This is a genomic window from Mesorhizobium sp. M1322 (genome assembly GCF_040318085.1).
Lineage (GTDB): Bacteria > Pseudomonadota > Alphaproteobacteria > Rhizobiales > Rhizobiaceae > Mesorhizobium.
The window spans coordinates 23044-41144 of the sequence record NZ_JAMYLP010000018.1; the positions used below are offsets into that span (position 1 = coordinate 23044).

The 18101-nt window shown below is 62.5% G+C and carries 15 protein-coding genes and 2 pseudogenes; 7 read left to right on the forward strand and 10 right to left on the reverse strand.

The window, feature by feature from the left end; translation table 11 throughout:
- Positions 1-273 precede the first annotated feature (273 nt).
- Both NKH12_RS09570 and NKH12_RS09575 read left to right on the forward strand, forming a co-directional pair.
- Positions 274-885 carry a molybdopterin-dependent oxidoreductase gene (locus NKH12_RS09570; protein ID WP_352952929.1) on the forward strand — a complete coding sequence of 204 codons (612 nt, stop codon included), beginning with the start codon at positions 274-276 and terminating at the stop codon, positions 883-885.
- Positions 882-1628, forward strand: coding sequence for an FAD-binding oxidoreductase (locus tag NKH12_RS09575; RefSeq protein ID WP_352952881.1), 747 nt, complete (start codon positions 882-884; stop codon positions 1626-1628). The genes NKH12_RS09570 and NKH12_RS09575 overlap by 4 nt, the downstream gene beginning before the upstream one ends.
- Positions 1629-1746: 118 nt before the next feature.
- On the opposite strand, the gene NKH12_RS09580 is transcribed toward NKH12_RS09575, so the two are convergent.
- Together NKH12_RS09580 and NKH12_RS09585 are read right to left on the reverse strand one after the other, a co-directional pair.
- A complete protein-coding gene (locus tag NKH12_RS09580; protein WP_352952882.1) occupies positions 1747-2862 on the reverse strand; it encodes an FAD-binding oxidoreductase in 1116 nt (371 codons plus the stop codon).
- A gap of 23 nt (positions 2863-2885) precedes the next feature.
- A pseudogene (locus NKH12_RS09585) lies at positions 2886-3848 on the reverse strand (SRPBCC family protein); the annotation flags it as partial.
- A gap of 328 nt (positions 3849-4176) precedes the next feature.
- On the opposite strand from NKH12_RS09585, the gene NKH12_RS09590 reads away from it, so the two are divergent.
- The 3 genes from NKH12_RS09590 to NKH12_RS09600 all read left to right on the forward strand — a co-directional run bounded on the left by NKH12_RS09590 (position 4177) and on the right by NKH12_RS09600 (position 4989).
- Positions 4177-4380, forward strand: a complete 204-nt coding sequence (locus NKH12_RS09590) for a DUF680 domain-containing protein (protein WP_352952883.1) — start codon at positions 4177-4179, stop codon at positions 4378-4380.
- Positions 4381-4473: 93 nt separating this feature from the next.
- A complete protein-coding gene (locus NKH12_RS09595; RefSeq protein ID WP_352952884.1) occupies positions 4474-4698 on the forward strand; it encodes a DUF680 domain-containing protein in 225 nt (74 codons plus the stop codon).
- A gap of 72 nt (positions 4699-4770) precedes the next feature.
- Positions 4771-4989: a DUF680 domain-containing protein gene (locus tag NKH12_RS09600; protein WP_352952885.1), complete on the forward strand. Its 219-nt coding sequence runs from the start codon at positions 4771-4773 to the stop codon at positions 4987-4989.
- Positions 4990-5086: 97 nt separating this feature from the next.
- Here NKH12_RS09600 and NKH12_RS09605 read toward each other — a convergent pair whose 3' ends face one another.
- From NKH12_RS09605 to NKH12_RS09625, 5 genes are all read right to left on the reverse strand, one after another.
- Positions 5087-6199 carry an ABC transporter ATP-binding protein gene (locus NKH12_RS09605; RefSeq protein WP_352952886.1) on the reverse strand — a complete coding sequence of 371 codons (1113 nt, stop codon included), beginning with the start codon at positions 6197-6199 and terminating at the stop codon, positions 5087-5089.
- A 25-nt stretch (positions 6200-6224) separates the two neighbouring features.
- Positions 6225-7889 (reverse strand): beta-galactosidase BglA, encoded by a 1665-nt coding sequence (gene bglA / locus NKH12_RS09610; protein ID WP_352952887.1) that lies wholly within the window; start codon positions 7887-7889, stop codon positions 6225-6227.
- Between the two features lie 4 nt (positions 7890-7893).
- Positions 7894-9048 carry a carbohydrate ABC transporter permease gene (locus NKH12_RS09615; RefSeq protein ID WP_352952888.1) on the reverse strand — a complete coding sequence of 385 codons (1155 nt, stop codon included), beginning with the start codon at positions 9046-9048 and terminating at the stop codon, positions 7894-7896.
- A 1-nt stretch (position 9049) separates the two neighbouring features.
- Positions 9050-10063: a carbohydrate ABC transporter permease gene (locus tag NKH12_RS09620; protein WP_352952889.1), complete on the reverse strand. Its 1014-nt coding sequence runs from the start codon at positions 10061-10063 to the stop codon at positions 9050-9052.
- A 237-nt stretch (positions 10064-10300) separates the two neighbouring features.
- Positions 10301-11656, reverse strand: coding sequence for an ABC transporter substrate-binding protein (locus NKH12_RS09625; protein WP_352952890.1), 1356 nt, complete (start codon positions 11654-11656; stop codon positions 10301-10303).
- A 361-nt stretch (positions 11657-12017) separates the two neighbouring features.
- On the opposite strand from NKH12_RS09625, the gene NKH12_RS09630 reads away from it, so the two are divergent.
- A complete protein-coding gene (locus NKH12_RS09630) occupies positions 12018-13040 on the forward strand; it encodes a substrate-binding domain-containing protein (RefSeq protein WP_352952891.1) in 1023 nt (340 codons plus the stop codon).
- A 277-nt stretch (positions 13041-13317) separates the two neighbouring features.
- Positions 13318-14208 (forward strand): ankyrin repeat domain-containing protein, encoded by an 891-nt coding sequence (locus NKH12_RS09635; protein WP_352952892.1) that lies wholly within the window; start codon positions 13318-13320, stop codon positions 14206-14208.
- 562 nt (positions 14209-14770) lie between these two features.
- Here the strand turns inward: NKH12_RS09635 and NKH12_RS09640 are convergent.
- The 3 genes and pseudogenes from NKH12_RS09640 to NKH12_RS09650 form a co-directional block, all read right to left on the reverse strand.
- Positions 14771-15610, reverse strand: coding sequence for an alkaline phosphatase family protein (locus tag NKH12_RS09640; protein WP_352952893.1), 840 nt, complete (start codon positions 15608-15610; stop codon positions 14771-14773).
- A gap of 8 nt (positions 15611-15618) precedes the next feature.
- Positions 15619-17272: pseudogene (locus NKH12_RS09645) on the reverse strand (ABC transporter ATP-binding protein).
- Positions 17272-18096, reverse strand: a complete 825-nt coding sequence (locus tag NKH12_RS09650; RefSeq protein WP_352952894.1) for an ABC transporter permease — start codon at positions 18094-18096, stop codon at positions 17272-17274. Before NKH12_RS09650 ends, NKH12_RS09645 begins: the two are co-directional and overlap by 1 nt.
- Positions 18097-18101: the final 5 nt, after the last annotated feature.

Consider the following 18101-nt stretch of genomic DNA (forward strand, 5'->3'; position numbering starts at 1 on the left):
TTATCGTTTTCCGCATGGTACTGATCGCGCCAACAACCCGCCGCAAGGCGGGTTTTTTGTTTCAGGTCGGCGCCATTCCCTTCATCAAGGGCTCGGATCCAGCCATGCATCTGGCGAGCGGGCGACTTCGTAACATCATCTGGAAACTGCGATCGCCGCCTAGATGGGGGCTGTTGGTCCGGTCGGCTGCCTGCCAGGCGTCCGCCAAAATTCTGGTTGCCCGCCAGAGCATCTTTGAGAAGACTGGTGACCTCAAGCAAACGGATTGTCTCGATGGTCACCAGCGGCTTCTCTTCAGGACGAAAGCCCCCGACGGATGCGGATGCGCGCATCCCGCCGGGGCAGTATCTCGAGCAGGGATTCCCGGTGCTGTCGGCCGGGCCGACGCCGCGCGTGCGCACCGAGGACTGGTCGTTCACGCTCAAGCACGGACCGCGGCCGATCAAGAAATGGAACTGGACAGAGTTCAACGCGCTGCCTTTGACCAAGATGACCCGCGACATCCATTGCGTCACCGCATGGACCAAGTTCGATACGGCGTGGCAGGGTGTGCTGGTCGACGATATTCTGGCGGATGCCGGCATCGAGCCGCTGAGCCCCTTCACGCTGGCGCTGTCGTTCGACGGCTACACCACCAACGTGCCGACGAAGGATCTCACAGACGGCAAGGCGATGGTGGCACTGCTTTACGAAGGCAAGCCGATCACGCCGGACCACGGCGGCCCGGCGCGGCTGCTGGTTCCGCATCTCTATTTCTGGAAATCGGCCAAATGGCTGAATGGGCTGCAGTTCACCGAGCGTGACGAGCCGGGGTTCTGGGAACTGCGCGGCTATCACATTTATGGCGACCCGTGGCGCGAGCAGCGCTATACGGGCGATCCATGAGCGACGGGCCGGCGGCGCAGTCGCCCTGGCAGACCGTCACCATCCGACGCATCAAAAAGCGCACGCCGCGCGTCACCAGCTTTTTCCTCGAGCCGTCGCGGCCCTTCGCCTATCGTGCCGGGCAGCATGTCGATGTCAGGCTGACGGCGCCGGACGGCTATCAGGCGCGTCGCTCCTACTCCATCGCCTCGGCGCCGGAAGCCGGCGAAACGATCGAACTGGCGATCGAAAGGCTCGATGATGGCGAGGTCTCGCCGTTCTTCCACGATATCGCGGCGGTCGGCGACGAGGTCGAACTGCGCGGACCGCTCGGCGGCCACTTCGTCTGGTCCGACAACGACGGCGGCCCGCTTCTGCTGGTCGGCGGCGGGTCCGGCGTGGTGCCGCTGATGGCGATGATCCGCCATCGTGCCGCGCTGAAATCGGCGGTGCCCGCGGCGCTGGTGTTTTCCGCACGAATCTGGGACGAGGTGATTTTTCGCGACGAGCTGATCGACTTCCACGATCGCCGGGACGGCTTCGATCTGGTGTTGACGCTGATTCGCAAGCCGGCCCGGCGCCCGGCGGACTATTCGCGGCGGGTCGATGCCGCGATGATAGAGCAATCGATGGTGCGGCTGCCCGCGCCGCCAAGGTTCGCCTTTGTCTGCGGCTCGAATGCCTTCGTGTCGGCCGCCGCTCAGGCGCTGATGGATGCCGGCGTTCCGGCAAGCCTCATCCGTACCGAGCGCTACGGGGTTTAATGCATGTCGCGCAAAAGTGTGCAGCGGTTTTGCGATAACGACATGCATAAAAAACAACAACCTAAAGCGCGTCGCACAAGGCCCGGCCAAACGCGACGCGCTTTACGCACCCCGTCGGTCAGGCCTCGATCTCGAGCGCCGACAGCGGCCTTGAACAGCAGGCGAGGATAAAACCGTCGTCGATCTCGTGATCGAGGATACCGCCATTGTGGCTCATCTCGACTGTGCCCGAGACCTTTTTCACCTTGCAGGTTCCGCACAGGCCGAACTCGCAGGCTGCGGGAATTCGTACGCCCGAAGCGCGCGCCGTCTGCAGCACGGTCTGGCCGGCAACGCAGTCGGCATCGACATCCGAAAGCGAAAAGCGGATCGGCGTTGCGGCCTCAGCAGGTATCTCGACCCCGCCCTCTGCCGGCCCACCCTCTGCCGGCGAACCGAACGGGGCCGGAATTTCCTCCACCCCTGGGGCCGCAAAGCTTTCCTGATGATAGTTGGCCATGTCGAAGCCGGCGGCCTCCAGCATCTGCTGCACGGCGCGCATGAACGGGTCGGGGCCGCAGCAGAATATTTCGCGCTCGCGAAAATCGGGCGCCAGCAGCGGCAGCCGTATCGCGTCGATCCGGCCCATATGGCCGAACCAGCCCTCACGGCTGGAGCGCTCCTCGATCATGAAGCCGAGCGTCAGGCCCGGCATGCGGCTGCCGAGCAGCTCGAGCTCCTTGCGGAAGATGATCTCCTCGGGCTTTCGTGCGCAGTTGACGAAGCCGACATCTGTCCATGGCGCGCAGTCGTTCAGCCAGCGCAGCATCGACATCATCGGCGTCACGCCGGAGCCGGCCGAAATGAACAGATACTTAGCCGCGGGGTGGCTGTGCAGCGAAAAGTCGCCGGTCGGCCCATAGGCTTTCACGTGAACGCCGGGTTTCAGATGGTCGAACATCCAGCGTGTGCCGAGGCTGCCGGCCTGCCCTTTCACCGTCACCGCGATCGAGAACGGCCTCGACGGTGAGGACGACAGCGTATAAGTCCGCATCAGCGGGCCCTCAGTGGTCGGCAGTTCCAGCGTCACGAACTGCCCCGGTCTGTAGCGGAACCAGGTCTGGTTGTCGGAGCGGAAGGTGAAGGTCTTCACGTCAGGCGCCTCGTCGCTGACGCCGATCACCTCCAGCACCTGGAGCCTGTCGTTCCAGGGCGCCATCTCGTCGAGGTGGCGGTAAAGGCCAAGGTCCGTCATCGCATTCATCCCCTTGATCTCGCTCAGGCGACGCTGCGCAACGCCGGCCGGCCGCCCTCAGCAAGGCGCGGCCCGATGAAGGAGGCGTACCATTCGACGAACTGGATGACGCCGCCCTCATGCAGTTCCGAATAGGGGCCGGGCTCGTAGGCCGGCGACAGGATGCCGAAGGCGTTTTCCTCGACGATGCGGCGGTCCTGATCGTTGGTCTCGGTCCAGACATGGGTGAGCTCGGCGAGATCGTAATCGACGCCTTCGACTGCGTCCTTGTGGACGAGCCATTTGGTGGTGACGGCCGTTTCCGTGGCGCTGATCGGCAGCACACGGAAGGTGACGGCATGATCGCCGAGAATATGGTTCCAGGTCGTCGGATAGTGATAGAGCAGCAGCGAGCCGATACGGTCGGTCGAAACGCTGTCGGAAAGGTTCCTCTTCACCGCGCGTCTTCCCGTCATCGTATAGCTGACGGCGTCGCGCAGCAGCGGCGCGCGGGTGGCGCGATACTGCCCGGCCGGATCGATGCGGAACTTGCTCGGCAAGCCCGCCGCCTCACATTTCGCCCAGTGCGCGAGCATCTCCGGATCGCTGTCGGCGCCCTGCACGCCGGTCACGGTCGGTGCTTCCGGGAATGTCTTGCACAGTTCGGGGTGGTTGCCGGCGCAATGGTAGCACTCGCGGTTGTTTTCCCAGACGAGCTTCCAGTTGCCCTTCTCGACGATGGTCGATTCGAAGGCGATTTTTGCCTCGCGCAGCCGGTGCGGCAGGAGGTAAGGCTCGATCATGGCGCGCATCGGCGCGAAATCGGCGGGCTCCTTGGCCAGGCAGATGAAGATGTAGCCACCAACGCTTTCGCAAGCCACCGGCTTAAGGCTGAACTGGCTCTTGTCGAAGCCATCCGCCATCTGCCTTGCGAACAAAAGCCGGCCATCCAGCTCGTAGGTCCACTGGTGATAGGGGCAGACGAGCTTCGCCGTTGTGCCTTTGTCGGCGGCTTTTTAAGCCGCTTCTAAAATCGAACCGAACGGTTCGTTTCTGTTGACAATGAGTGCATGACACTGTGAACGCAGGTCCGGAAATCCGTCAAATGCTCGAATGGCGCCTTTGGCATAAGCTTTTGAAAACAAAACGTAAAATGATGCCGGCAAAAGCCTCTGGTACAATTTCAAGGTGTAGATTCTTGGTCCACACGGAACAACTTCGTGATTGGCATCTGCCAGATGGCCTTCCCACATCGGGGCTGTCCGAACGACGCGAATTCCTCCCAAGACACGCCGGCCAGACGGACGGAAAACTTAAGATACTGGAGTACTAAAAATGAAAAAGATTGCTCTTACTGCCGTCGCCGTTCTGGCCATCACCGGCAGCGCCTTTGCTGGCAGCGACCATTATGGGTCCGCCGGCGCCAACCAGCCAACCGCTGCGGTCGACAGCTCGTACACGGCTTCCATTCAGAAGCCGGCTCACGCTGAAAAGCCCGTTGTCCACGGCGCCGACCGCAACCTTTTCGGCAACAATTAACAGCTGATCCCAGACCATGATCCCGAAAAATGGAAACCGGTTTTCGGCGGCCAGTCCGCCGCTCGCGATCTGACAAATCCAGGAGTACTAGAAATGAAGAAGATCATTCTTGCCACCGCCGCCATTCTGGCCGTCTCCGGCAGCGCTTTTGCCGGCAGCGACAATTATGGATCGAACGGCGCCAACCAGCCGGCCGCTGCGGTCGACAACAGCTCGTACACGGCCTCGATTCAGAATTCTGCTTCGGCGCAGAAGCCGGTTCCGGCTGACGAGAAGCCCGTCCACGGCAGCGACCGTAACCTCTTCGGCAACAACTAATGTCGATCCCAACAGCAGCGGCGGCATTTGCCCGCCGCGCTGGTGGAACACGAAAAATCCAGGAGTACTGAAATGAAAAAGTTCGTTCTTGCCACCGCCGCCGTTCTGGCCGTCGCCGGCAGCGCTTTTGCCGGTAGCGACAACTATGGATCGAACGGCGCCAACCAGCCGGCCGTTGCGGTCGACAGCTCGTACACGGCTTCGATCCAGAATTCGGCCCCGGCGCAGAATCCGGTTCCGGCTGACGAAAAGCCTGCCCACGGCAGCGACCGCAACCTGTTCGGCCGCTAACAGTGACCTGAATGCACAACAGCGGCGGGCCTTGCCCGCCGCTGTTGTTTTTTTGCCTTCGCCAAACTGCCTGTATCCAGCAGTTAGGCTGCCGCCCTCAGGCTGCCTTTGCTTCCGCCTTGTGGAGTGTGAAGGAATGTCCGTCGGCATCGAAAATATGCAGGTCGCCGGCATCGGCATTCAACCGCAGCGCAGCACCTCGCTTGACCTCGACATTGCCGGGCAGCTTGGTCACCAGCGGCAGGTCGGCGCGGCCGATGTCGACATAGACGAGCTGAACCTCGCCGAGCTGCTCGACATAGTCCACTGTCCCCTCGAAAAGATAATCCGCGCCGGTGGCGATCATCAGATCCTCCGGCCGCACGCCGAAGCTGACCGAAGCGCCCTTCACTGACGCTGGCGTGGCGATCGGCACCGTCGCCCTGCGCCCGCCGACATGACTGACGATGGTCGGGTCGCCTGATTTGTCGATCGTCGCCGGCAGGATGTTCATGGCCGGCGAGCCGATGAACTGGGCGACGAACAGATTGCCGGGTCTCTTGTAGAGCTCCATCGGCGTGCCGACCTGCTCGATATGGCCCTCCTTCAGCACGACGATGCGGTCCGCAAGCGTCATCGCCTCGACCTGGTCGTGGGTGACGTAGATCATCGTTGTAGCCGGCATCGACTCCTTGAGCTTGGCGATCTCGATGCGCGTGGCGACGCGCAGTGCCGCGTCGAGGTTCGACAGCGGCTCGTCGAACAGGAAGACCTTTGGGTTGCGCACGATGGCGCGGCCGATGGCGACGCGCTGACGCTGGCCGCCTGACATCGCCTTGGGCAGGCGGTCGAGATATTTGGTCAGCTGCAGGATTTCCGCCGCCTGGCGCACCCGCTTGTCGATCTCGGCCTTGCTCTCCTTGCCGATCTTCATCGAGAACGCCATGTTGTCGTAGACGGTCATGTGCGGATAGAGCGCATAGGACTGGAACACCATGGCGATGCCGCGCTTCGACGGTGGCACGTCGTTGACCACCTCGCCATCGATCCTGAGCTCCCCGGAGGTGATTTCCTCCAGCCCGGCGATGGACCGCAGCAAGGTCGACTTGCCACAGCCCGAAGGGCCGACGAAGACGATGAACTCGCCCGACTTTATCTCGAGGTCGATGCCGGGGAGAATGTTGAGATTGCCGTATGATTTCTTCACTTGCCTTAGCGTGACATCGGCCATGGATTCCCTCCAGTGAATTGCAAATTCAATTGACACGCCCGAACCAGGCGCCGTAGCCGCCGAGGCGGATAGAGCCGACGCCAGTCTGTCCCGAAAACCCGTGCCCCGGCAAGGGTTGCAGCGAGCGTCCGCCGAGATCGATTTCGGCCGGTCGGCTGCCGAGATTGAAGGCGCAGACGATCTGCTCATTGCCCTCGCGGCGCGTGAAGGTGACCGTATCGCCCTGGCTTTCGATGAAGTCGATTTCCCCCTTAGCCAGCGCCGGATGCAGACGGCGGAAGGCAAGAAAGCGCCGGTAATGTTCGAGCAGCGAGCTGTCGTCGCCCTGCTGCACATCGACCGCTAGCGAAAGGTGCTTGGCGGGCACGGGCAGCCAGGGCTTTGCCTTGGAGAAGCCGCCATTGCTGTCGGCGCCATTCCAGACCATCGGCGTGCGGCAGCCGTCGCGACCCTTGAATTCCGGCCAGAAGCGGATGCCGTAGGGGTCCCGCAGATCCTCGAATTGCAATTCCGCTTCGCCAAGACCAAGCTCCTCGCCCTGATAGATGCAGACCGAGCCGCGCAGCGACATCAGCAGCGCCGAGATCACCTTGAGATAAGCGGTCCGGTCAGCCTCGCCCGCCGCCCAGCGCGAGGCAGTGCGCATCACGTCATGGTTGGAGAAGGCCCAGCACGACCAGCCGTCGCTGGCGACCTTGCCGAAGGCTTCCAGCACCGAACGCACCTTTGTCGCGCTGATCTTTTCGGGGGCCAGGAAGTCGAACGAATAGCACATGTGCACGCGCTTGCTGCCGGCGGTATACGCCGCCACCACCTCCAGCCCGCGCTGTGAATCGCCGACTTCGCCGACCGCGGCCGCAGCCGGATATTCGTCGAGCAGGGTGCGGAAGCGTTCGAGGAAGCCGAGGTTTTCGGGGCGGCTCTTATCGTAGAGATGGTCCTGGTAGTTGTAAGGGTTGACGGCAGGGGCGGTCTGGTCGTTGCGCTGTTCGGGCGGCAGCGGCGGATTGTCCTCCAGGCCCTGGCTGTGGAAGTAGAAATTGATGGTGTCGAGGCGAAAGCCGTCGACGCCGCGCTCCAGCCAGAAGCGGGTGACATCGAGCAGCGCATCCTGGACCGCGCGGCTGTGGAAGTTGAGATCGGGCTGCTCGGCCAGGAAATTATGCAGGTAATATTGCTGGCGGCTGGTGTCCCACTGCCAGGCCGAGCCGCCGAAGATCGACAGCCAGTTGTTGGGTGGCGTGCCGTCGGGCTTGGCGTCGGCCCAGACATACCAGTCCGCCTTCGGGTTGGCTCGGCTCGAGCGGCTTTCCCTAAACCACGGATGGATGTCGGCGGTATGCGACAGCACCTCGTCGATCATCACCTTGAGCCCGAGCCTGTGCGCCTCGGCGCTCAAGGCATCGAAATCGGCCAGCGTGCCGAACATCGGATCGACGTCGCAATAGTCTGATACGTCGTAGCCGAAATCTTTCATCGGCGACTTGAAGAACGGCGAGATCCAGATGGCATCGACGCCGAGTGCCGCGATGTAGGGCAGCCTGCTGATGATGCCCCTGAGGTCGCCGATGCCATCGCCGTTCGAGTCCTGATAGCTGCGCGGATAAATCTGGTAGATCACGGCACCTCGCCACCAGTCGCGGTCGACGGCGAGGTCGGGTTTCAAGGTCGCCTTCACAGCGGATTGCATGATCTCAACCTCCCTTCACCGAGCCGGCGAGCAGCCCGCGGACGAAATAGCGCTGCAGCGAGAAGAACACGATCAGCGGCACGACAATGGTGATGAAAGCCGATGTCGTCAGGATCTCCCAGTCGCCGCCGCGCGAGCCGAGCAACGCGTTGAGCTTGGCGGTCAGCACGATCTGGTCGCCCTCGGTACCGAGGAAAACCATCGCGACCAGCAGGTCGTTCCACACCCACAGGAACTGGAAGATGGCGAAGGAGGCCAGCACCGGGAACGACAGCGGCAGCACGATCTTGACGAAGATCTCGAAATCGCTGGCGCCGTCGATGCGCGCCGATTCCATGATTTCGCGCGGCAGGCCGGCAATGTAGCTTCTCAGGAGATAGATAGCGAAGGGCAGGCCGAAGCCGGTATGCGCCAGCCAGATGCCGAGATAGGTTTTCGACGGCACGCCGAAGAAGCTGCCGACGCCGTTATAGAGCTTCAGCAGCGGGATCAGCGACATTTGCAGCGGCACGACCAAGAGTCCGATGATGACCGCGATGAGCAACGCCCGGCCGGGAAAGCGCATCCAGGCCAGCGCATAGGCCGCGAATGCCGCAATCAGGATCGGGATGACCGTCGCCGGAATGGTGACGGTCAGCGAATTCATGAACGAGCGGCCGATGCCTTCCGAAAACAGCACCGTATTGTAATTGTCGGTGGTGAATTTCGGTGGCGCCGACGAGGCGTAGTAGACGCGCTGGCCGCGCTCGCCCTCAAAGGGCTTCGTTGAGGTCATGACGAAACTGCCGTCGGCGTTGAGCTGCAAGGTCTCGCCGTCGCCGAGATCGGCTGTCGTGCCGGCGGGATATTGCGTCGGCGCCGACGATTTGACGCCGAAGGCGCTGATGTCGCGGGCCGGATCGTCACCGAAGATGTTGCCCTCGAGGACGAACTTTCCGGCCCTCTCGACTTGCGCCGAGGCGGGTGGCAGCCGGCCCGCTTCCGTCTGGGTGGAACTGGCGAACGAGTTCCACCAGCCCGAGGCGATGATCTGATCCTTGTCGCGCAGCGACGAGACGAGAATGCCGAGCGTCGGCACAGTCCAGATCGCGACGAAGATGAAGACAGCGATATGGACGCCGAAACGGCTGGCAAAGGACTTTCCGGTCGAGACAGTCATCTCAATGTCCTCCCGTTTCTTTGTTGGCCTGGCGGATGTTCCAGATCATGATCGGAATGACCGCGATCATGATGATGATGGCGATGGTGGCGCCGCGGCCGAAATCGCCGCCGCCGCGGAACATCCAGTCGAACATCAGATTGGCCAGCACCTGGCTGTTCCATTGGCCGTTGGTCATGGTCAGCACGATGTCGAACACCTTCAGCACCAGGATGGTGATGGTGGTCCAGACGACGGCGATCGTGCCCCAGATCTGCGGCACCATGATCTTCCAGAAGATCTGGAACGGATTCGCGCCGTCGATGACGGCCGCTTCGAGTGTCTCTTCGGGAATACCCCGCAAGGCAGAGGACAGGATGACCATGGCAAAGCCGGTCTGGATCCAGATCAGGATGATCATCAGGAAGAAATTGTTCCAGAACGGCAGCGATATCCAGACCTGCGGCTGGCCGCCGAAATACTGGATGATGGCGTTGAGCAGGCCGATCTGCGTCTGGCCAGCGCCGCGATACTCGTAGATGAATTTCCAGATGACGCTTGCGCCGACGAAGGAGATGGCCAGCGGCAGGAAGATGAGGCTCTTGGCGATGGTGCCCCACCAGATCTTGTCGGTAAGGACGGCGATGATCAGCCCGAGGAAGGTGCAGGCGGCCGGTACGACCGCCAGCCAGATGATGTTGTTGAGGATGGAGTTGCGGAACTCGCGGTCGCCGAACGCCCATTCATAATTGGCGAAACCGACGAAATTGGCGCCGCCGCGATCGAGGAACGACAGCCTGAGCGTCTCCACGACCGGGTAGATCAGGTAGATGGTGAGGATGATCATGGCCGGGCCGACGAACAGCCACGGCCGGATCATCCCCTGCCGGCGCAGATTGTCGATGGCCGCAGCACCTGCAACGCCGCGCGACGGGAAGATGATGTCCACCAATTTGTTGGCGCCCCAGAAATAGGCGACGCAGCCGCCGACGCCGACGACGATGACGAATATGGCCGAGAAAATCTGAGCCGCCACAGGTCCCTCCCTCCGCGCATGACCCGCCGGTCGAGAATGGCTTTGGCGACGGGATCATGGGCCGATTCAGTTGTTTGGAATGCGACCGGATGCAAGGCAGGTTCTACTCTTGCTGGTCGCGCGTCATGCCGGAATGTGCTCATAAAAATCGCTGCGGCGCGGGCCGCTGGTCGGATCCGGGCCATTGAGGCCCGGATCCATTCAGGATCGGCAGTCCGAACGTTCAACCGGGGCTCCCTATTTGATCGCGTCCCAGCTCTTCTGGATGTCGGTGGCGACATCCTGGGCGGACTTGCCGCCGACGAGATCGATCATGCCGGTCCAGAAGGCGCCGGCGCCGATCTTGCCCGGCATAAGGTCGGACCCGTCAAACCGGAAGGTCGAGGCTTCGGCAAGGATTTCGCCCTGCTTCTTCAGCGCGTCGCTGGCATAGGCGTCCTTGTTGACCGATTTGAACGGCGTCACGAAGCCACCCTGGGCCATCCAGATCTCATGGGCGAGCGGCATCTTCAGGAATTCGATGAACGCGCGGGCACTCTTGCTATCCTTGGTGATCATAGCCAGCGTGCCGGCGCCGAGCACCGGGGTGCCGAGGTCGGGCTTGGAAGCGTAAGGTGGGAAGTAGAAGAAGTCGGCGTCCTGGCCGATCTCAGTGCCTTCCGGGAAGAAGGTCGGGATGAACGACGCCTGATGGTGCAAATAGCATTTCGGCGGCACCGAGAAGAGGCCCTTCGGGCTGTCGCGGAAGTCGGTCGCCGCCACCGCCTTGGCGCCGCCGTCGACCATCTTGTCGTCGGTCGCGATCTTGCCGAAAATGTCGATGGCGTTGACCACCGCTGGATCGTTGAACGGAATCTCGTTCTTCACCCACTTGTCGTAGGTCTCGGGCATCTGGGTGCGTAGCATGATGTCCTCGACCCAGTCGGTCGCCGGCCAGCCGGTGGCGCCGCCCGAACCGAGCCCGATGCACCATGGCGTGCCGCCGTCGGCGATGATCTTCTTTTCAAGCTCGGCGAGCTCTTCCTGCGTCTTCGGCACCTCGTAATCGGCTTCCTCGAAATTGTCCGGCGAGTACCAGACCAGCGATTTCACGTCGGCCTTGTAGGGGAAGGCGAAGAAGCCCGGCTTGCCGTCTTTATCCTTGAAGGTGCCGAGATCGACCCATGACTGGCCGGCGCCGTAATTGTCCTTGATCCAGCTGGCGGTGTCGTCGCCGAGCGGCGTCAGCAGGCCCTTGGACGCCAGGTCCTGGATCAGGCCCGGCTGCGGCAGCACGGCGATGTTGGGCGGGCTGCCGGCCTGCGTGTCGATGACGATCTGCTGTTCGTAATTTTCCGATGAGGAGTATTTGATCTCGGCGCCGGTGGCTTCCGAGAAATAGTTTAGAACGGTGCGGATGAGGCCCTCGTCCTCGCCGCGCCATGGCCCGAAGATCGATAGCGTCTCGCCCTTGAGGTCGACCTTCTTGAGCTCTTCGTAGTTCGCCCAATTAAAGCGGGGGTCTTCGCCCGGCTTGAACTTCAGTTCGGCTTGCGCCGGCGCGCCCAGGACGAGCGTGACAAACGCGGCGCCCAGCAGAAGCATTTTCTTCATCGGTATTCCTCCCAGTGGTCACGAACACTCGGACGAAACCTCCATCCCGTCCGCCGACGCCGCAGGACTGTGACTCATTCGGAAAGGAACCGCAACCTTTCGAAGAGTCTTCCAAAGCGCTTTGGCGCTCCCGATCACGCCACTGAATCCATCAGAAGTCAAGAGCGGGCGGTAGGCTAATCGATTTAATTTCACGCATGAAAGGCAACTAAAGTGCGCTGCAGCATGCTTTTGGCGCTGAATCAGCAAATTTTGCTTCAAACTGGTCGGAAACGGTGCTTATGGTCTTTGCATGCAGCAGCGCTGCCAGTGGCGGTCGGCGACCCCCTGTTAAAAGCGCTTTGAGGCTGGGAGGCCTTCGGTGAACCTCAAACAGCTTTCCCACATGCTGGCGCTTTCGCAGACAACGGTAAGCCGCGCGCTGAACGGCTACCCCGAGGTCAATGAGGAAACGCGCCGGCGGGTGATCGACGCCGCCAAGCGCCACGGCTACCGCCCCAACCCGAGTGCGCGCCGGCTGGCTACCGGCAAGACCGGGATGATCGGTTATGTCTTGCCGACCGGGACGACCGTCGACATCGACCCGCATTTCGTCGAATTCCTCTCAGGTCTCGGCGACTACGCCCGTTCGCACGAACTCGACCTGGTGCTGTCCCCGGCCGATGCCGACGATCAGGAGACGACCTACCGGCGCATCGTCGCCAACCGGCAGGTCGACGCCGTCTACATCTCCTCCCCGAGGCCGGTCGACCGGCGGGTGGCGCTGGTCAGCACGCTCGGCATCCCGTTCATCGTCCACGGCCGCAGCGACGGGCTCGATTTCGACTACCCCTTCACCGACATCGACAATGAGGGCGCCTTCCACGAGGCGGCACGGCTGCTCGTCCAGCTCGGTCACCGGCGGCTGGCGCTGATCAACGGCGACGACCGCGAGACTTTCGCCATTCACCGCGAGCGTGGCGTGCGTCGGGCGCTGGCGGCGAGCGGCCTGGTGCTTGGCGAAGGCCATGTCTGTTCCCTCGCCATGACCGAGGAGAACGGTTACCGCGCCGCCAGGCGCTTGCTTGAGCAAAGCGATGCACCGACGGCGATCGCCTGCTCCAGCCTGATCATGGCGCTCGGCGTCGTGCGCGCGGTGCGCGATCTCGGCCTGACCATTCCCGGAGACCTGTCGCTGATCGCCCATGACGACGTCTTCCCCTGGCTGAAGCCGGAGAATTTTTCGGTGCCGTTGTCGACGACGCGTTCGTCGATCCGCTTGGCCGGCGCGCGCGTCGCCGAGCGGCTGGCGGCGCGGATTGCCGGATTGGAGGAGGGCGCCCGCGGCGAAGTCTGGCCGGTCGATCTGGTGGTCAGGGGATCGGTCGCCGGCGCACCGGGTTAGGGGGTCGAAGCACAATAAATCTGGCCAAGGGAGTTCCAACCATCCCAGTCACCCCCGGCACTTGCGCGACGGCGAAAGTGACGTGGATGGGAACCTTTCGGCCCGTTACCAAACGGCTAGTAAGGACATGGCCGGTCTTCCTGAAAACTTTCATTCTTTCAACGGCTGCCACCATTCATTGAGCCATCGATGGCGTGGTTGCGATCAGGCGTTCGTGGTATACTTTTGCCGTCTTGAAACCGTGACGCTTACTGCGGTTTGCCTTGGGAGATGCCAAATGCGCGTGTCCTTGCTCTTCATTCCACTGTTGCTTGTACACATCCCGATCGTATCGCATGCCGCGGACATTCACGATGCCGCAATGAACGGCGATGTCGCAGCGATCACGGCTGCGCTCGATGGAGGCGCCGGCATAGATGAGAGTGATGGAACCGCAACGCCGCTCTATTTTGCGGTCTGGATGGGCCACATCGAAGCGGCAAAACTGCTCATAGAACGTGGTGCGGACGTCAACGCCCAGACGACTGGGGGGCCCCCGCTGATGGCGGCTGTAGGGACAGGCAAGATCGATCTGTTAAAGCTGTTGCTGGAGCGGAACGCAGATCCAAATTCCAACCGTGGTGGTGAATTCGCCCTTCATGTCGCCGTCACTCTCGGTTGTCTCGACTGCGTGAAGGCACTGGTCGAGTCCGGCGCGGACGTGAATGCCAAGACAATGGACGGCAAGACACCGCTCCATCTGGCAAAGCGCAGCGGGCAACGCGAAGTTGCCGACTATCTCATGTCGCACGGCGTCGTCTTGCCAACACCAGCCCCGATCTCGATGAAGTTGGCTTCTGCCGATGTCGAGAAAGACCGAACCTACTTCACCCGCCGGTGTACTAGTTGCCACAACCCCGAGCCACAGGGAGGGAACAAAATAGGACCCAACTTGTGGAACGTCGTCGGCCGCGACAAGGCATCTATGGCAAATGTGCGTTACTCCGACACCTTGCTGGGCTGGGAGGGTGTATGGACGTACGAGGACCTGAACAGATATCTCTTCGGGCCCATGCTCACCACGCCGGGCGTCAAGATGGAGACGCCTGGTGTCCCGGACGAGAGCGAACGGGCCGACCTGATCGCGTACTTGCGCACACTCAGCGACAACCCGATCCCGCTGCCCTGAATCGATGACCTCTTGCTCCGAGCGGGTCGTTCTTCGCAGCGAGTAGATATGGTTGGGCTCGCGCCGCAGGGTGCGGCCGTCGGCGGCAAGCTGCGCCAGGCACGAGGCCATCGGGAATACCGAAGCGCATCAGCGTGGTGCCGAGCAGCCATGTCGAGACTTCCGAGCGCCCCTCGAAGCCGGCACGGTCGCCCTTCGCGACCCGGCCGACAAGCGCGCGATCGGTTTCCGTCGCTGCCGTCATGGCCGGTCGAGCCGCCTGGCTCCTGTCTGCTCTGTCGCTGATCGGCCCAAAAAGGTCCACCGCTTTCCGCCTAGGATTAAGGCTAGCCGAAGAGCGGCGACGTTGCCAGAGTGGGCTTTCCTTCTCCCCTTGTTGTGGGAGAAGGTGGCCGAGCGAAGCTCGGTCGGATGAGGGGTGTTGGACGGATCGCTACACGGAAGGAATAAACGCTCCAAATCCCCAAATATTTTAAAGCCGAGTTTCTCCCAACACCCCTCATCCGGCTCGGTGCTGCGCGCCGATCCACCTTCTCCCACAAGGGGAGAAGGGGAACCCCGTTCAGTCGAGAAACGGCCTAGCCTTCATCGTGGCCGGCGCCGGCACGCCGAGGCGCGCAAGCACTGTCGGCGCAAGCTGCAGCTGGTCGAGCAGCGTATCGGCCTCCGGACCCTTGCCCTGTCCGAAATAATACAGAGCAAAATCCTGCATCTCGTCGTCATGGCCGCCATGATGGCCGCGATCGGTCTGGCCGTGATCGGCGGTGACGATCACTTCGTAGCCGGCTTCCCGCCAGCGCGGCAGGAAGGCGGCCAGCATCCCGTCCATCGCATAAACGGCTTGGTCCATCTCATGGCAGTCGTGGCCGAAGCGGTGGCCCATCGAGTCCAGCGTGCAAGTGTGCAGAATGCCGTAGTCGATGCCGTGGCGTCTGGTCAGCATCGTCAGCGTCGCGAACAGGTCGAGGTCGCTCGGCGTCATCTGGTTCCTGGCATTGTAGCCCGTCATGGTGTGGAACCGGCCATGCGTGATCGGCCCGCCCGGCTCGTCGAACTCGATGTCCTCGACCAGATCGAACGGATAGGCACGGAAGAATTCGGACCAGTAGGAATGGGTGACCGCGCCGGTCTTGCCACCGGCCTTGCTGACCTCGGAGAAAATATCCGGCTGCTCGACGCGGAACCGGTTCTCGTTGGTCAGGATACCATGCACCTGCGGCGCCACGCCGGTGTGGATCGAGGCATAGCAGCTGGCCGATGTCGATGGCAGCACGGAGCGCATCTTCCAGATGCGCGCTTCGCCCGATTGCACCCAGCCTTCGAGATTGCCCATCAGCCGGCGCCAGTTCCGATAAGGCACGCCGTCGAGGATGATCAGCAGAAGTTTTTTCTTCAGCGCCACCGGGGTATCTAATTCCCCGCGCTGGCCATGCGCCGTCCCTTGATGGCCTTTTCCAGCCAGCCGATCTCCATTTCGGGGACCGAGGACAAGAGAAGATCGGTGTAGGCATCGAAGGGGGGCGCCAGCACCTGGCTCTTCGCGCCGTAGCGCACCACCTCGCCGCGATACATCACTGCAATGGAATCGGCGATCGACTTCACCGTGGCGAGGTCGTGGGTGATGAACAGATAGGCGACGTTTTCCTCCTTCTGCAGCTCGAGCAGCAGCTTGAGGATGCCGTGGGCGACCAGCGGGTCGAGCGCCGAGGTGACCTCGTCGCAGATGATCAGCTTCGGCTTGGCGGCAAGCGAGCGGGCGATGCAGACGCGCTGCTTCTGGCCGCCGGAAAGCTCGGCCGGGTAGCGGTCGATGAAACCCTTGCCCATTTCGATCTTGTCGAGCAGTTCGGCGACGCGGGCGTCACGTTGCCTTCCACGCAGACCGAAATAGAATTCGAGTGGCCGACCGATGATGGTGCCGACGGTCTGGCGCGGGTTCATCGCCACGTCGGCCATCTGGTAGATCATCTGCAATTGCCGTAGATCCTCTTTCGGCCGATCGGCAAGCCGGTTGGCGAGCGGACGTCCATCGAAGGTGACGGTACCTTGTTCGGGCGGCAACAGGCCGGTGACGGCGCGCGCCAGTGTCGATTTGCCGGAGCCGGACTCGCCGACCACCGCCAGCGTCTGGCCCGGATAGATGTCGACCGAGACGTTCTTCAGCACCTTGATGTGGCTGCGGCCATAGGCGGCGGTGATGTTCTTGACCGACAGGAACGGCGTCGTGCCGGGCTTCTGTTCCTGGTGCTCGATCTCATGCACCGAGACCAGCGCGTTGGTGTATTCCTGGCGCGGTTCCTTGATGATCTGGCGGGTGCCGCCCCATTCGACCAGCCGGCCGTGTCGCAGCACCATGATTTCGTCCGACACCTGGGCGACGACGGCAAGGTCATGGGTGATGTAGAGTGCTGCGACATGAGTGTCGCGGATGGCGTCCTTGATCGCCGCCAGCACGTCGATCTGCGTCGTCACGTCAAGCGCCGTGGTCGGCTCGTCGAAGACGATCAGGTCGGGCTCGGAGCACAGCGCCATCGCCGTCATCACGCGCTGCAGCTGACCGCCCGACACCTGGTGCGGAAAGCGCTCGCCGATGCGTTCGGGGTTCGGCAGGCTGAGCTTCTTGAACAGCGCAATGGCGCGTTTTTCGGCCGCCGCCCGTGTCGCCGTGCCATGCAGCAGCGTCGCCTCGACCACCTGATCCATCAGCCTGTGCGCCGGGTTGAAGGCGGCGGCAGCCGATTGCGCGACATAGCAGACCTCGCGGCCGCGCAGCTTGCGAAAGCCCTCCTTGCCGCCCTTGAGGATGTCGCGGCCGTTGAGGATCACCTCGCCGCCGGTGATGCGCACGCCGCCGCGGCCATAGCCCATCGACGCCAGGCCGATGGTCGACTTTGCCGGCGCCGGACTCGCCGATCAGGCCGAGCACCTTGCCCTTCTCGAGCGTCAGCGAGACGTCGTGGACCAGCACGATGTTCTTCGGCGGCTCGCCCGGCGGGAACACGGTGGCCTCGATGCGCAGATTGCGGATGTCGAGCAGCATGGACTTTGCTCGCTGGTCAGCCATCACCCGCGCCCTCCCTTCAGGCTTGTCGTGCGGTTGAGCACCCAGTCGGCGACTAGGTTGACGGAAATCGCCAGCATGGCGATCGCCGCCGCCGGGATGAGTGCCGCCGCTATGCCGAAGACGATGCCGTCCTTGTTTTCCTTGACCATGCCGCCCCAGTCGGCGCTAGGCGGCTGCACGCCGAGCCCGAGGAAGGACAGCGTCGACAGGAACAGCACGGCATAGATGAAGCGCAAGCCGAGTTCCGAAACCAGCGGCGACAATGCATTGGGCAGGATCTCGCGGAAGATGATCCACCCGCTGCCTTCGCCGCGCAGCTTGGCCGCCTCGACGAAATCCATGACGTTGATGTCGACGGCGACCGCCCGCGACAGGCGGTAGACGCGGGTCGAGTCGAGAATGCCCATGACCAGGATCAGCGTCACCAGATTGGTCGGCAGCACCGAGAGCACGACGAGGCCCATGATCAGCGTCGGGATCGACATCAGGAGATCGACGAGGCGCGACATAAGCGTGTCGAACCAGCCGCCGAAAACCGCCGCCGAGAAGCCGAGGATGGCACCAAGCGAGAAGGACAGCGCGGTGGCCAGCACCGCGATGAACAGCGTGACGCGGGCACCGTAGATCATGCGGGAAAGAAGGTCGCGGCCGAGATTGTCGGTGCCCAGCCAATGTGTCGCCGACATCGGTCCCCAGACATCGCCGACGATCTCGCCATTGCCGTACGGCGCGATCCACGGCGCGAAGATCGCCGCCAGCACGAACAGCGCCGTCAGCACCAGGCCGATCAGCGCCGGGATGGGGATGCGTTTTATGTCGAGCATGCCCG

What these genes read in the sequence shown, in the direction of transcription:
- NKH12_RS09570 (WP_352952929.1), top strand. Translation starts at nt 274, where the DNA reads ATGGTCACCAGCGGCTTCTCTTCAGGACGAAAGCCCCCGACGGATGCG.
- bglA (WP_352952887.1), bottom strand. Translation starts at nt 7,889, where the DNA reads ATGCAATCCGCTGTGAAGGCGACCTTGAAACCCGACCTCGCCGTCGAC.
- NKH12_RS09580 (WP_352952882.1), bottom strand. Translation starts at nt 2,862, where the DNA reads ATGACGGACCTTGGCCTTTACCGCCACCTCGACGAGATGGCGCCCTGG.
- NKH12_RS09590 (WP_352952883.1), top strand. Translation starts at nt 4,177, where the DNA reads ATGAAAAAGATTGCTCTTACTGCCGTCGCCGTTCTGGCCATCACCGGC.
- NKH12_RS09635 (WP_352952892.1), top strand. Translation starts at nt 13,318, where the DNA reads ATGCGCGTGTCCTTGCTCTTCATTCCACTGTTGCTTGTACACATCCCG.
- NKH12_RS09605 (WP_352952886.1), bottom strand. Translation starts at nt 6,199, where the DNA reads ATGGCCGATGTCACGCTAAGGCAAGTGAAGAAATCATACGGCAATCTC.
- NKH12_RS09600 (WP_352952885.1), top strand. Translation starts at nt 4,771, where the DNA reads ATGAAAAAGTTCGTTCTTGCCACCGCCGCCGTTCTGGCCGTCGCCGGC.
- NKH12_RS09625 (WP_352952890.1), bottom strand. Translation starts at nt 11,656, where the DNA reads ATGAAGAAAATGCTTCTGCTGGGCGCCGCGTTTGTCACGCTCGTCCTG.
- NKH12_RS09575 (WP_352952881.1), top strand. Translation starts at nt 882, where the DNA reads ATGAGCGACGGGCCGGCGGCGCAGTCGCCCTGGCAGACCGTCACCATC.
- NKH12_RS09615 (WP_352952888.1), bottom strand. Translation starts at nt 9,048, where the DNA reads ATGACTGTCTCGACCGGAAAGTCCTTTGCCAGCCGTTTCGGCGTCCAT.
- NKH12_RS09650 (WP_352952894.1), bottom strand. Translation starts at nt 18,096, where the DNA reads ATGCTCGACATAAAACGCATCCCCATCCCGGCGCTGATCGGCCTGGTG.
- NKH12_RS09595 (WP_352952884.1), top strand. Translation starts at nt 4,474, where the DNA reads ATGAAGAAGATCATTCTTGCCACCGCCGCCATTCTGGCCGTCTCCGGC.